Genomic DNA, 14,559 nt, shown 5'->3' on the forward strand with positions numbered 1-14,559 from the left:
CTCAGGTGCGGCCCTCGAGCGCCGCCCGTCTCGCCGCGGCGTGCTCCTGCTCGGTGATCGTGTCCGCGGCCAGCAGCCCGTCGATCTCGGCGAGCCGCTCGCCGAGGGGGCGCTCGGCGCCGAACTCGCCGGTGGCGAGCTTCGAGGCGACGTCCGTCTGCAGGGTGAGCGGATCCACGCCGAGCTTCCTCGCCCGGCGCAGGTTCACCACGATCAGGACCGCGATGAGGACGACGACGGCGGCGATCACGATCGGCACCACGGCGAACGCGGCGTCCAGCGGGCCGGTGTCGATCAGGGTCGGGACGTCCTGCATGGCGGGTCTCCTCTCGCGACGTCCTCCCATCCTCTCCCGAGCGCACCTTCTGCGGGAGGAGCGGTGAGGACTCCCTCGGCCCCGCCGCGCCCATCGACTACACTCGACGGGTCAGCCGTACCGGCCGATATCGCCGCGCCCGGAGTCGGGTCCACCGGCAGCAGACTTCCACCGAAACGGATCCCCCTTCGCATGGCCTCTACCACCGACATCAAGAACGGCACCGTCCTCAACATCGACGGTCAGCTCTGGAACGTCATCGACTTCCAGCACGTCAAGCCGGGCAAGGGCGGCGCGTTCGTCCGCACCAAGATGAAGAACGTCCTGACCGGCAAGGTCGTCGACAAGACGTTCAACGCCGGGGCCAAGATCGACACCGCCAACGTCGACCGTCGCGACTTCCAGTACCTCTACCGCGACGGCCAGGACTTCGTGTTCATGGACACCTCGGACTACGACCAGATCACGGTCCCCGAGGCCGTCGTCGCCGACGCCGCGAACTTCATGCTCGAGAACCAGAACGTCACTCTCGCGCTGCACGACGGCGACCCGCTCTACATCGACCTCCCCGCGTCCGTGGTGCTCGAGATCACCTACACCGAGCCGGGCCTCCAGGGCGACCGCTCGACCGGCGGCACCAAGCCCGCCACCGTCGAGACCGGCTACCAGATCCAGGTCCCGCTCTTCCTCGAGCAGGGCACGAAGGTCAAGGTCGACACCCGCACGGGCGACTACCTCGGCCGCGTCCAGCTGAGCCGGGGCGTCCGTGAGTGCACGCACGAAGGCGCGCAAGCGCGCCCTCGACATCATCTACAACGCCGATGTCCGGCAGATCCCGTTCGCGGAGTCGCTGCGGGCCGAAGCGGAGCGGGCGGTCCACGAGCCCGCGCGCGAGGCCTCCTGGCTCTACGCCCGTGAGATCGTCGACGGCGTCATCGACCACTCCGCCGAGATCGACGGGCTGATCGAGCGGCTCTCGAAGGGCTGGACGCTCGCGCGGATGCCCTCGTCGACCGCGCGATCCTGCGCATCGGCGTCTGGGAGATCCTGCACAACGACGAGGTCCCCGACGGCGTCGCGATCTCGGAGGCCGTCGAGGCCGCGACCGTCCTCTCGACGGACGACTCGGCGGGCTTCATCAACGGGCTGCTCGCCTCCGTCGCGGAGTCGCGCACGGCGGTCTGACCCCGGGCGCTCGACCCGATCGGGGGCGGGTGCCTCCGGCTCGCCGGATCCGACTCGCACGATCGGGCGGGTCCGCGGGCCGGGCGTGCTCCTGCGGGGCGGGAGTGGGCCGGCGCACCCGAGGGACGCGGCCCGCGCCCCTATACTCATCGAGACATTTCCTTTAAGGCCGTCCGGAGGGACGGGGAAGGAGGTCGGTGTGACGGCACGAATCGTGCTGAACGGCGCTGACATCACGCGCGCTCTGACGCGCATCGCCCACGAGATCCTCGAGTCCAACCGGGGAGCGGAGTCGCTGGTGATCCTCGGGATCCCGACCCGCGGCGTGGTCCTCGCCCAGCGGATCGCCGAGACCATCGCCCGGATCGAGCCGGAGGCGGCTCCCGTCTTCGCCGGCTCCCTCGACGTGACGATGTACCGCGACGACCTCTCCCGGAACCCGGTGCGCACCCCGGCGAGGACCGCCGTGCCGGCGAGCATCGACGGACGCACCGTCGTGCTGGTGGACGACGTCCTCTTCTCGGGTCGCACCATCCGCGCCGCGCTCGACGCCCTGAGCGACATCGGCCGGCCCCGGGCGGTCCGCCTCGCCGCGCTGGTCGACCGCGGCCACCGCGAGCCTCCATCCGGGCCGACTTCGTGGGCAAGAACCTGCCGAGCAGTCTCAGCGAGCGGATCAACGTCCGCCTCCTCGAGGTCGACGGCGAGGACCTGGTCGCGATCGAGTCGACGCGCCCGGCGGACGAGGCCGCCGACGGAGGGCACCGCATGAAGCACCTGCTCTCGACCCGCGACCTCGACCGCTCCTCCGCGATCGGCCTCCTCGACATCGCCGAGGACATGGCCGACGTGCAGAGCCGCGAGGTGAAGAAGCTGCCGACGCTGCGCGGGAAGACGGTCGTCAACCTCTTCTTCGAGGACTCGACCCGCACCCGCATCTCGTTCGAGGCGGCGGCCAAGCGGCTCTCGGCCGACGTGATCAACTTCAGCGCCAAGGGATCCAGCGTGTCGAAGGGCGAGAGCCTGAAGGACACGGCGCAGACACCTCGCCGCGATGGGCGCCGACGGCGTCGTGGTGCGTCACGGCGCGTCCGGAGCCCTGGCCGTGCTCGCGGCGAGCGGATGGATCGACGCGTCGATCCTGAACGCCGGCGACGGCACGCACGAGCACCCGACCCAGGCGCTGCTCGACGCCTTCACGATCCGCCGCCGGCTGCACGGCCCCACCGCCTCCGGGGCAAGGGGCTCGACGGGGTGGCCGTCACGATCGTCGGCGACATCCTGCACTCGCCGGGTCGCCCGCTCGAACGTCTGGCTGCTCACCGCGCTCGGCGCCGAGGTCACCCTGGTCGCGCCGCCCACGCTCGTCCCCGTCGACACGGTCGACTGGCCGGCGACCATCCTCGATTCGACCTCGACGAGGCGATCGACTCCGGGCTCCCCGACGTCGTGATGCTGCTGCGCATCCAGCTCGAGCGCATGTCGAGCGGCTTCTTCCCCAACGGCCGCGAGTACGCGCGCATCTGGGGTCTCGACGACGAGCGCCTGGCCCGCTTGGGCCCCGATACCATCGTCATGCACCCCGGACCCATGAACAGGGGCGTCGAGATCTCCTCGGCCGCCGCCGATTCGAGCCGCTCCACGGTGCTCGAACAGGTCACCAACGGGGTCTCGGTCCGGATGGCCGCGCTCTACCTGCTGCTGTCCGGCGAACGGGAGGTCCCACTGGATGAGCACCGAGAGCCCCCGGCGGATCCCGATCTCGGGAGCGACGCTCGCCGACGACAGCACCGCCGACGTCCTCGTCGACGGCGGAGTCGTCGTCGAGATCGGCACCGACCTCGACTCGCGCGGCGCCCGCGTGATCGACGCCGACGGCCTGCTGGCGCTGCCCGGCCTGGTCGATCTGCACACCCACCTCCGCGAGCCCGGCTTCGAGCAGAGCGAGACGGTACTCACCGGATCGCGCGCGGCCGCTGCAGGAGGCTTCACCGCCGTCTTCGCGATGGCCAACACGTCGCCGGTGCAGGACACCGCGGGCGTCGTCGAGCAGGTGCAGAGCCTGGGCGAGGACGCCGGCTACGCGACCGTGCGGCCGATCGGCGCCGTGACCGTCGGCCTGGCGGGGGAGTCCCTCGCCGAGCTCGGCGCGATGGCGCGCAGCCGCGCGGCGGTCCGGGTCTTCTCGGACGACGGGAAGTGCGTCTCGGACGCTCTGCTGATGCGCCGCGCGCTCGAGTACGTGAAGGCGTTCGACGGCGTCGTCGCTCAGCACGCCCAGGAGCCGCGGCTCACGGTCGGCGCGCAGATGAACGAGGGAGCCGTCTCGAGCGCCCTCGGCCTCGCCGGCTGGCCCGCGGTCGCCGAGGAGGCGATCATCGCGCGCGACGTCCTCCTGGCCGAGCACGTGGGCTCGCGGCTGCACGTCTGCCACGTCTCGACCGCCGGTTCGGTCGACGTGATCCGCTGGGCCAAGGCCCGCGGCATCGACGTCACCGCCGAGGTCACGCCCCACCACCTCCTGCTCACCGAGCAGCTGATCGCGGCGGACGGCGAGGGCGGCGGCGGCTACGACGCCCGGTTCAAGGTGAACCCGCCGCTGCGCCGCGACGAGGACGTGCTCGCCCTGCGCGAGGCCCTCGCCGACGGCACCATCGACATCGTCGCGACCGATCACGCCCCGCACCCGGTCGAGTCGAAGGACTGCGAGTGGGACGCCGCCGCGTTCGGCATGGTCGGCCTCGAGAGCGCCCTGTCGGTCGTGCACGCCGCCGTCGTCGACGACGGTCGGATGACCTGGGCGGACGTCGCCCGGGTGCTGTCGCAGGCGCCCGCCCGCATCGGCCGGCTCGACGGCTACGACCGCGGCATCGCGGTCGGCGCACCGGCGAACATCGCGCTCTACGACCCGGAGGTGCGCCGCAGCTTCTCGACGTCCGACCTCCGGGGGCGCAGCGCCAACTCCCCGTACCTCGGTCGGGAGCTTCCCGGTCGCGTCGTCGCGACGCTCCACGACGGCTACCCCACGGTCCTCGACGGCGAGCTCGTCGATGCCGCGGTGGTCGCAGGAGCCGCGAGGTCCGCCCGTGGATAGGACCGCGATCACGATCGTGATCGCCGCGGTCGTCGTCCTGGTCTTCGCCGGGATGATCCTCTCCTGGCGGGCGCGCCGCCGCCGCTCCGCCGACCTCGTCCCCGAGGCCGTCCCCGCCGAGTCCCTCGGCGCGGAACTCGAGTCGGTCGAGCTGCCCTACGTCGCGACGACCCGCTTCGAGCAGCCGCTCGAGCGCGTCGTGCTGCCGGGCCTGGGCTTCCGCGGGAAGGCGACGCTGCGGCTGCACGAGCGCGGAGTCGTCCTCGCGCCGGTCGGCGAGCGACCGACCGTCATCCCCGCAGCCCTGCTGCGCGGTGCGGGCGAGGGCAGCTACGCCATCGACCGCGCCGTCGAGGAGGGCGGCTTGCTCGTGCTCTCGTGGTCGCCGCGCGGTGCCGAGACGGTCGACTCCTATCTCCGCGTCGCCGAGCCGGCCCTGCGCCGGCACCTCGTCGCGGAGCTCCGCCGGCTCGCCGGCCCCGAATCCTCCCCCTCCACCCCGGGAGCCGCCGACGGCGGCTCCTCCCCGAACCAGAAGGGCTCCTAGTCCGTGCCAACGTCACGCCTCAGCACCGAACCCACCGCCGTCCTCGTCCTCGAGGACGGGCGACGATTCACGGGTCAGGCCTACGGCGCGCGCGGGCGCACCCTCGGCGAGATCGTCTTCGCGACCGGCATGACCGGCTACCAGGAGACGCTGACCGACCCGTCCTACGCCGGCCAGATCGTGGTGCAGACCGCACCGCACATCGGCAACACGGGCACGAACGACGAGGACAAGGAGTCGCGCCGCATCTGGGTCGCCGGCTACGTCGTCCGCGACCCCTCCCGCGTCGTGTCGAACTTCCGCGCTCAGCGCTCGCTCGACGACGACCTCGAGGCCGACGGCATCGTCGGCATCTCGGGGATCGACACCCGGGCGATCACGCGCCACATCCGCTCCGCCGGCTCGATGCGGGCCGGCGTCTTCTCGGGCGAGGACCTCGCCCTGGGAGGAGGAGCAGCTCGCGCTGGTCCTCGGCGGCGCGCAGATGGAGGGGATGAACCTCTCCTCCGCCGTCTCGACGACCGAGCAGTACACGGTGCCCGCCCAGGGCGAGCGCGTGGGCTCCGTCGCCGTCATCGACCTCGGCGTGAAGACCTCGACCGTGCACTACCTGTCCGAGCGCGGCTTCGACGTGCACGTGCTGCCCGAGTCGGTCACCGCCGACGAGGTCCTGGCGCTGGACCCGTCCGCCCTGTTCTTCTCGAACGGACCGGGAGACCCGGAGGCCTCCGACCGCCACGTCGACCTGCTGCGCACGACGCTGCGCGCCGATCTGCCCTTCTTCGGCATCTGCTTCGGCAACCAGCTCCTGGGCCGCGCGCTCGGCTTCGGCACCTACAAGCTGCCCTTCGGCCACCGCGGCATCAACCAGCCGGTGCTCGACAAGCTCACCGGCCGCGTCGAGATCACCGCGCAGAACCACGGATTCGCGGTGGACGCGCCCATCGACGGCGAGCTCGACTCGCCCGAGGGCTTCGGCCGCGTCGAGGTCAGCCACTACAGCCTCAACGACTCGGTCGTGGAAGGCCTGCGCTGCCTCGACATCCCCGCCTTCTCGGTGCAGTACCACCCCGAGGCGGCCGCCGGACCGCACGACTCGAACTACCTGTTCGACCGCTTCCGCGCCATGGTCGTGCAGCGCACGGCCGAGCAGGGCGACGCCGAGCCCGCGAACGACATCCTTTCGACCAGCACCACCGGAGAGCAGAAGTAATGCCGCGCAGGGAAGACATCAACAGCGTCCTCGTCATCGGCTCCGGCCCGATCGTCATCGGCCAGGCGGTCGAGTTCGACTACTCGGGCACCCAGGCCTGCCGTGTGCTGCGCGCCGAGGGGGTGCGCGTGATCCTCGTCAACTCCAACCCGGCGACGATCATGACCGACCCCGACTTCGCCGACGCCACCTACGTCGAGCCGATCACCCCGCAGGCGATCGAGGCGATCATCGCCAAGGAGAAGCCGGACGCGATCCTGCCCACCCTGGGCGGCCAGACCGCTCTGAACGCGGCCATCCAGCTGCACGACCTCGGGATCCTCGAGAAGTACGACGTCGAGCTCATCGGCGCGAGCTTCGAGGCGATCAACCGCGGCGAGGACCGCCAGATCTTCAAGCAGCTCGTGCTGGACGCGGGCGCCGACGTCGCGAAGTCCTACATCGCGCACACCGTCGAGGAGGCGATCGAGTACGCCGAGGACCTCGGCTACCCGCTCGTCATCCGCCCGTCCTTCACCATGGGCGGCCTCGGCTCCGGCTTCGCGTACACCCGCGAGGAGCTCGTGCGCATGGTCGGCGACGGACTGCACCAGAGCCCCACCACCGAGGTGCTCCTCGAGGAGTCGATCCTCGGCTGGAAGGAGTACGAGCTCGAGCTCATGCGCGATACGGCCGACAACACGGTCGTCGTCTGCTCGATCGAGAACGTGGACCCGGTGGGCGTGCACACGGGCGACTCCATCACGGTGGCCCCCGCGCTGACCCTCACCGACCGCGAATACCAGAAGCTGCGCGACATCGGCATCCGGATCATCCGCGACGTGGGTGTGGACACCGGAGGCTGCAACATCCAGTTCGCGGTCGACCCCGCCGACGGCCGCATCATCGTCATCGAGATGAACCCGCGCGTCTCGCGCTCGTCGGCCCTCGCCTCGAAGGCGACCGGCTTCCCGATCGCCAAGATCGCTGCGAAGCTCGCCATCGGCTACCGTCTCGACGAGATCCCCAACGACATCACGAAGGTCACCCCGGCGAGCTTCGAGCCGACGCTCGACTACGTCGTGGTCAAGGTCCCGCGCTTCGCGTTCGAGAAGTTCCCGGCCGCCGACAAGACGCTGACCACCACCATGAAGTCGGTGGGCGAGGCGATGGCGATCGGCCGCAACTACGCCCAGGCCCTGCAGAAGGCGCTCCGCTCGCTCGAGAAGCGCGGCTCCTCCTTCCACTGGGGCGAGCAGAAGCACTCGGTCGACGAGCTCCTCGAGATCGCGAAGACGCCGACCGACGGCCGCATCGTCACCGTCCAGCAGGCGCTGCGCCTCGGCGCGAGCGTCGAGCAGGCCTTCGAGTCGACGAAGATCGACCCCTGGTTCCTCGACCAGATCGTCCTCATCAACGAGATCGCCGACCTCGTGCGCGAGCACCCGGCGTTGGACGCGGGTCTGCTGCGCCTCGCGAAGGACCACGGATTCTCGGACATCCAGATCGCGGAGCTCCGCGGCCTGGAGGAGGCGGAGGTCCGTGCGACGCGCTACGAGCTGGCCGTCCGCCCCGTCTTCAAGACGGTCGACACTTGCGCGGGGAGTTCCCGGCGCTCACGCCGTACCACTACTCCTCGTACGACGAGGAGACCGAGGTCGTGGCAGCCGACCGCCGCAAGGTCGTCATCCTCGGCTCCGGCCCGAACCGCATCGGCCAGGGCGTCGAGTTCGACTACTCCTGCGTGCACGCCTCGTTCGCCCTCTCGGCGGCCGGCTACGAGACGATCATGATCAACTGCAACCCCGAGACGGTCTCGACCGACTACGACACGTCGGACCGGCTCTACTTCGAGCCGCTGACCCTCGAGGACGTCCTCGAGGTCATCCACGCGGAGTCGCAGTCCGGCGAGCTCGTCGGCGTCGTCGTGCAGCTCGGCGGGCAGACCGCTCTGGGCCTGGCGAAGGGGCTGGAGGAGGCGGGCGTCCCGATCCTCGGCACGACCCCCGCCGCGATCGACCTGGCGGAGGAGCGCGAGCGTTCTCCCGCATCCTCGACGAGGCGGGCCTGCTCGCTCCTCGCAACGGCACCGCGATCGACCTCGAGGGCGCCCTCGGCGTCGCGACCGGGATCGGCTTCCCGGTGCTGGTCCGGCCGTCCTTCGTGCTCGGCGGTCGCGGCATGGAGATCGTCTACGGCGCCGCGCAGCTCGAGGACTACTTCGAGCGGATGGCCGACCAGGGCATCATCGACGCGACGCACCCGCTGCTGGTGGACCGGTTCCTCGACGACGCGATCGAGATCGACGTCGACGCGCTGTACGACGGCGAGCAGCTCTACATCGGCGGAGTCATGGAGCACATCGAGGAGGCCGGGATCCACTCCGGCGACTCGGCGTGCACCCTCCCGCCCGTGACCCTCGGCCGTCGGCAGATCGACGAGGTGCGCGACGCGACCCTCGCCATCGCCCGGGGCGTCGGGGTCCGCGGGCTCCTCAACGTGCAGTTCGCGATCGGGCAGGGCGTGCTCTACGTCCTCGAGGCCAACCCCGCGCCTCCCGGACCGTGCCCTTCGTCTCGAAGGCGCTCGGCATCCCGCTCGCGAAGGCGGCGTCGCGGCTGATGGTGGGCGAGACGATCGCCGAGCTCAAGGCCGAGGGCCTGCTGCCCGAGCGCGACGGCTCCGACGTGCCGATGGACTCGCCGATCGCGGTCAAGGAGGCGGTGCTGCCCTTCAAGCGCTTCCGCACCAAGGAGGGCCAGATCGTCGACTCCCTCCTCGGCCCCGAGATGCGCTCGACCGGAGAGGTCATGGGCATCGACCGCGACTTCCCGAGGGCCTTCAAGAAGAGCCAGGACGCGGCCTACGGCGGGATGCCCTCGAGCGGGACCGTCTTCATCTCGGTCGCCGACCGAGACAAGCGCGCCATCGTGCTCCCGGCGCTGCGCCTGCGCCAGCTCGGTTTCGAGATCCTCGCGACCGAGGGGACCGCCGAGGTGCTGAACCGCAACGGCATCCGGACGCGGGTCGTGCGCAAGTACAGCGAGGAGGCCGTCGGCGACTCGCCGTCGATCGTCGAGCTGGTCAGCCGCGATGAGGTCGACGTCGTGATCAACACGCCCAGCGGAGGAGCCTCCCGCGCCGACGGCTACGAGATCCGCGCCGCAGCGGTTGCCGCCGACAAGCCGCTGTTCACCACCATCGCGCAGCTCGCGGCCGCCGTCGCCTCGCTCGACGTGGCGGGCGAGCCCTTCGAGGTCACGAGCCTGCAGGACTACGCGCTGCGTCGGGCGGAGCGCCTGGCGTGACCGAGTCCTTCGGAGCGCGTCTCGAGCGCGCCTTCGACGCGCACGGGCAGCTCTGCGTCGGGATCGACCCCCACGTGTTCCTCCTGGACGCGTGGGGGCTCGACGACGACGCGGCCGGCCTGGAGTCGTTCGGCCGCCGGGTCGTCGAGGCCGCGGCCGGACGCGTGGGCGTGGTCAAGCCGCAGGTCGCGTTCTTCGAGCGCCACGGCTCGGCGGGCTACCTCGCGCTCGAGCGCGTCCTCGCCGACGCGCGCGCAGCCGGGCTCCTGGTGATCGCCGACGTCAAGCGCGGCGACATCGGCACGAGCGTCACCGCCTACGCCGAGGCGTGGCTGCGCCCGGGCTCGCCCCTCGAGGCCGACGCGATGACCGCCTCCGCCTATCAGGGGCTCGGCTCCCTCGACGGCATGCTCGAGCTCGCGGAGGAGGCGGGGAAGGGCGTCTTCGTCCTCGCCGCCACCTCCAATCCGGAGGCGGGCGCCGTTCAGCGGGCCCTCGTGCAGGACGGCGAGCACGCCGGGTCGCCGCTGGCCAGCGCCGTGCTGGCGGACGTGGCATCCTGGAACGCGGGACACGCGCGCTCGCCGATCGGCTCGGTCGGCGTCGTGCTCGGAGCCACGGTCGCGCTCGGCGACTACGGTATCCGGACCGACGACGCGCTCACCCCCGGGCTCCCCGTGCTGGCACCGGGCTTCGGTCACCAGGGCGCGTCTCTCGCGGACGCGCCAAGGCTGTTCGGGGCCCTCGCGGCCACGACGCTCGTGAGCGAGTCGCGCAGTGTCCTCGGCGCCGGTCCCGAGGGGATCGCCGCCGAGATCGACCGCCGCGCCCGAGACATCCAGGAGACCCTTGTCCGCTGAAGCCGTGAGCCCCGCCGAGACCGGACCGGTCACGACCGGCAGCCGCCGTCCGTCGCCCCCCGAGGTCGACCGTCTCGCCGCGTCCGCCGCCGCGATCGCCGCCCGGCGCGCCCGTGCGGTCGTGAAGAAGCACGTCGCCTCGGGCGAGCGCCCGGCCACCGCCGTGCTCGCCGCGGCGCAGACCGACCCCACCGGAGTGGAGGGACGGATGCGCGTGAGCGAGTTGCTGCGCGCGGTCCCGGCTCTCGGGGTCGTGAAGACGCCGCGGGTGATGGAGCAGCTGCAGATCGCTCCGTCCAAGCGCCTCGGCGGTCTCGGCCGCCGCCAGGTGGAGGGACTGAACTCCTTCCTCGAGCAGCGGGAGGCGCGCCAGCGCCGCGGTGAGCGGACGCGCCTCGTCGTCCTCGCCGGGCCCACCGCCGTCGGCAAGGGCACCGTCTCCACCTACATCCGCGAGAACTACCCCGAGGTGCTGCTCTCGGTGTCGGCGACGACCCGGGCCCCGCGTCCCGGCGAGGTCGACGGCGTCAGCTACTACTTCGTCGACGACGCCGAGTTCGACCGCATGGTCGAGGCGGGGGAGTTCCTCGAGTACGCCACCGTGCACAACGCCTACCGCTACGGCACTCCGCGCGGCCCGATCGACGCCGCGCTCGCCCAGGGCCGGCAGGTCATGCTCGAGATCGACATCCAAGGGGCCCGGCAGGTCCGCGAGCGGATGCCGGACGCGCGACTGGTCTTCCTCCTGCCGCCCAGCTGGGACGAGCTCGTGCGCCGCCTGGTCGGCCGGGGGACCGAGAGCCCCGAGGAGCAGCAGCGCCGGCTGGCCACCGCACGGGTCGAGCTGGCCGCGCAGGACGAGTTCGATTTCGCGGTCGTGAACAGCACAGTGCCCGAAGCGGCCCGCGAGGTCGTAGAATTGATGTCGCCTCGTTCCGACGGCGCGCCCGCCGACCCGGGCCGCTGACGTCCGGGCCACCGACCACCTCCGGGCCGACGCCCCGACCGCCGACAGGGCCCAGCCCCGAGGCGCCGCCGCGTCGCGCGCCTCCGGAGCCGCAGATCGGCGCTCACGCGCCCCGCAGTGCTGACAAGCCAACAAGCTGACAAGCCAACAAGGAGACACCATGGCCAACAACCTCGGCATCATCGACCCGCCCATCGACGAGCTCCTCTCGAAGGTCGACTCGAAGTACGCGCTGGTGATCTTCGCCTCCAAGCGCGCGCGCCAGATCAACGACTACTACGCCGACCTCCACGAGGGCAGCCTGTTCGACAACGTCGGCCCGCTGGTCGACTCGACCATCGACGACAAGCCGCTCTCGGTCGCTCTCCACGAGATCAACGAGGACAAGCTCGTCGCCCAGCCCCTCGCCGAGTAGCACGGTCCTCCCCGGGTGCGCTCCTCGCGGAAGACCGCTCGGCGACTGAACGTCGTCGTCGGGATCACCGGCGGCATCGCCGCCTACAAGGCGGTCGGTGTGGTGCGAGCCCTGGTCCTCGAGGGCCACGACGTCCACGTCGTGGCCACCGAGGCCGCCCTCCGGTTCGTCGGCAAGCCGACGCTCGAGGCGATCTCGAGGAACGCCGTGCACACGGAGCTCTACGAGGGCGTCGCCGAGGTGCGGCACGTGGCGATCGGCCAGGCGGCCGACCTGATCGTGATCGCTCCCGCCACGGCGCACACCCTCGCGAAGCTCGCGACCGGCCTCGCCGACGACCTGCTCGGCAACACGGTGCTCGCGAGCACTGCGCCGCTCGTCGTCGCTCCCGCGATGCACACCGAGATGTGGGCGAACCCCGCCACCGTCGCGAACGTCGAGACGCTCCGCTCGCGCGGCGTGCACCTCGTCGGACCGGCCGTCGGGCAGCTGACGGGTACCGACTCCGGTGCCGGACGCATGGAGGAACCGGCGACGATCGTCGCCGAGGCCCTCGCCGTCCACCGCCGCGCGAGCGGTGCGAAGCGCGACCTGGAGGGCCTGCGGGTCCTCGTCACCGCGGGCGGCACCCGCGAGCCGCTCGACCCGGTCCGCTTCGTCGGGAACCGCTCGAGCGGCCGGCAGGGCGTCGCCCTCGCCCTCGCGGCGGCGGCCAGAGGAGCCAGCGTGACCCTCCTGGCGGCGAACCTCGACATCGAGACGCCGCGCGGAGTGACGGTCGTCCCCGTCGGCACCGCCCTCGAACTCCGCGAGGCGGCGCTCTCCGCCTCGGCCGACGCGGACATCGTCGTCATGGCCGCGGCTGTGGCCGACTACCGCCCCGCCGACGTCTCGGAGTCGAAGATCAAGAAGGAGCAGCAGGGCGACCGCCTGGTCCTCGAGCTCGTGAAGAACCCCGACATCCTCGCCGAGATCGCGGCCGCCCGGGCGGGGAACCAGCTCGTCGTCGGGTTCGCCGCCGAGACCGAGCCCGACCGCGAGGCGATGCTCGCCCTGGGCCGCGCGAAGATCGCGCGCAAGGGCTGCGACCTGCTCGTCCTCAACAGGGTCGGCTGGACCGAGGGTTTCCAGAGCGACAGCAACTCCGTCGTGGTCCTCGATCGGGCCGGGGATATAGTGATCGAGGCTTCCGGCACCAAGGCGTCGGTGGCCGACCGCGTCCTCGACGTGGTCGCGCGCTAGCCGACGGCGGCTGCTCTCAGGCGGGTCCCGCGCGTGCGCGGACCAGATCCGAGCGCGGCCCCTCCGCCGGTCGGGCGCGGAACACCCCGAGCCCGACGATCCGTGTCCGCACGACGCCGCGCCCCGCTGCCGTCGTCGGTGGTCCTCGCTCCTCGTGGGCCGACCGCGCTCGACGCCCCGGCCGAACAGTCCCCGGAACGAAATGAGACCCTCCGCATGACCTCCTCCGGACCCCTCCGTCTGTTCACGTCCGAGTCCGTGACCGAGGGGCACCCCGACAAGATCTGCGACCAGATCTCGGACCGCATCCTCGACGCCCTGCTCCGCGAGGACCCGAAGAGCCGCGTCGCCGTCGAGACCCTCGTCACCACCGGCCTCGTGCACGTCGCCGGCGAGGTCTCGACCTCCGGCTACGTCGAGATCCCCAAGATCGTCCGCGACACGATCGTCGAGATCGGCTACGACTCCTCCGAGAAGGGCTTCGACGGCCGCTCCTGCGGCGTCTCGGTCTCGATCGGCCAGCAGTCGCCCGAGATCGCCGCCGGCGTCGACACCGCCCTCGAGGTCCGCACCGACTCGTCCGACGACGACGCCTTCGACCGCCAGGGAGCGGGCGACCAGGGGCTCATGTTCGGCTTCGCCACCGATGAGACCCCCGAGTACATGCCGCTGCCGAGCTGGCTCTCGCACCGTCTCGCCGAGCGCCTCGCCGCCGTCCGCAAGTCGGGCGAGCTCGAGTACCTCCGTCCCGACGGCAAGACCCAGGTCACCATCGGCTACGACGGCACGACGCCCCGCTCCATCGACACGGTGGTCCTCTCGACGCAGCACGCCGAGCACGTGAGCACCGAGACGATCCACGCCGACATCGAGGCGCACGTGATCCGACCCGTCCTCGAGACCGTCGACCTCGACTCCTCCGCGGTGCGGCTGCTGATCAACCCCACCGGGCGCTTCGAGATCGGCGGCCCGCAGGGCGACGCCGGGCTCACCGGCCGCAAGATCATCGTCGACACGTACGGCGGCGCCTCGCGGCACGGCGGCGGCGCCTTCTCGGGCAAGGACCCGTCGAAGGTCGACCGCTCGGCCGCCTACGCGATGCGCTGGGTCGCCAAGAACGCCGTCGCGGCCGGGCTCGCCCGCCGCCTCGAGGTGCAGGTCGCCTACGCGATCGGCAAGGCCGCTCCCGTCGGCCTCTACGTCGAGTCCTTCGGCACCGGCACCGTTCCCGACGAGCAGATCACCGAGGCGATCCGGTCCGTCTTCGACCTGCGCCCCGCTGCGATCATCCACGCGCTCGACCTGCTGCGCCCCATCTACTCGCAGACCTCGGTCTACGGGCACTTCGGCCGCGAGCTCCCCGACTTCACCTGGGAGCGCCTGGACCGCGTCGACGACCTCCGCTCCGCCGCGGGCCTCTCGTAGCGGGCCCG

8 protein-coding genes and 6 pseudogenes are annotated in these 14,559 nt (G+C 71.5%); 13 read left to right on the plus strand and 1 reads right to left on the minus strand.

Annotated elements, in window-relative coordinates; genetic code table 11:
- Position 1 precedes the first annotated feature (1 nt).
- On the minus strand, positions 2-316 hold the full coding sequence (locus AC0CII_RS04195) for a hypothetical protein (RefSeq protein WP_465228732.1): 315 nt from the start codon (positions 314-316) through the stop codon (positions 2-4).
- Between the two features lie 192 nt (positions 317-508).
- Between AC0CII_RS04195 and efp the strand changes: the two are divergent.
- The 13 genes and pseudogenes from efp to metK all read left to right on the plus strand — a co-directional run.
- Positions 509-1,063, plus strand: a pseudogene (gene efp, locus AC0CII_RS04200) (elongation factor P); the annotation flags it as partial.
- Positions 1,064-1,082: 19 nt separating this feature from the next.
- Positions 1,083-1,501: pseudogene (gene nusB / locus AC0CII_RS04205) on the plus strand (transcription antitermination factor NusB).
- A gap of 199 nt (positions 1,502-1,700) precedes the next feature.
- Positions 1,701-2,227: pseudogene (gene pyrR / locus AC0CII_RS04210) on the plus strand (bifunctional pyr operon transcriptional regulator/uracil phosphoribosyltransferase PyrR); the annotation flags it as partial.
- 42 nt (positions 2,228-2,269) lie between these two features.
- Positions 2,270-3,220 (plus strand): annotated as a pseudogene (locus AC0CII_RS04215) (aspartate carbamoyltransferase catalytic subunit); the annotation flags it as partial.
- Between the two features lie 10 nt (positions 3,221-3,230).
- Complete coding sequence (locus tag AC0CII_RS04220) at positions 3,231-4,595, plus strand: dihydroorotase (RefSeq protein ID WP_465229044.1); 1,365 nt, start codon at positions 3,231-3,233, stop codon at positions 4,593-4,595.
- A complete protein-coding gene (locus AC0CII_RS04225; RefSeq protein ID WP_465225913.1) occupies positions 4,588-5,142 on the plus strand; it encodes a PH-like domain-containing protein in 555 nt (184 codons plus the stop codon). Before AC0CII_RS04220 ends, AC0CII_RS04225 begins: the two co-directional genes overlap by 8 nt.
- A gap of 3 nt (positions 5,143-5,145) precedes the next feature.
- A pseudogene (carA, locus tag AC0CII_RS04230) lies at positions 5,146-6,355 on the plus strand (glutamine-hydrolyzing carbamoyl-phosphate synthase small subunit).
- Positions 6,355-9,642: pseudogene (gene carB, locus AC0CII_RS04235) on the plus strand (carbamoyl-phosphate synthase large subunit). The pseudogenes carA and carB overlap by 1 nt, the downstream one beginning before the upstream one ends.
- On the plus strand, positions 9,639-10,502 hold the full coding sequence (gene pyrF, locus AC0CII_RS04240) for an orotidine-5'-phosphate decarboxylase (RefSeq protein ID WP_465225911.1): 864 nt from the start codon (positions 9,639-9,641) through the stop codon (positions 10,500-10,502). Before carB ends, pyrF begins: the two are co-directional and overlap by 4 nt.
- 4 nt (positions 10,503-10,506) lie before the next feature.
- Positions 10,507-11,469, plus strand: a complete 963-nt coding sequence (gene gmk / locus AC0CII_RS04245) for a guanylate kinase (RefSeq protein ID WP_465228047.1) — start codon at positions 10,507-10,509, stop codon at positions 11,467-11,469.
- A 160-nt stretch (positions 11,470-11,629) separates the two neighbouring features.
- Positions 11,630-11,884 (plus strand): DNA-directed RNA polymerase subunit omega, encoded by a 255-nt coding sequence (gene rpoZ / locus AC0CII_RS04250; RefSeq protein ID WP_055791825.1) that lies wholly within the window; start codon positions 11,630-11,632, stop codon positions 11,882-11,884.
- Between the two features lie 45 nt (positions 11,885-11,929).
- The gene (gene coaBC, locus AC0CII_RS04255) at positions 11,930-13,126 is read left to right on the plus strand and encodes a bifunctional phosphopantothenoylcysteine decarboxylase/phosphopantothenate--cysteine ligase CoaBC (protein ID WP_465228046.1); all 1,197 of its coding nucleotides are present in this window, start codon (positions 11,930-11,932) and stop codon (positions 13,124-13,126) included.
- Positions 13,127-13,342: 216 nt separating this feature from the next.
- Positions 13,343-14,551, plus strand: coding sequence for a methionine adenosyltransferase (gene metK, locus AC0CII_RS04260; RefSeq protein ID WP_207402657.1), 1,209 nt, complete (start codon positions 13,343-13,345; stop codon positions 14,549-14,551).
- Positions 14,552-14,559 lie beyond the last annotated feature (8 nt).

The sequence above is a fragment of the Rathayibacter sp. AC182 genome (assembly GCF_979253875.1).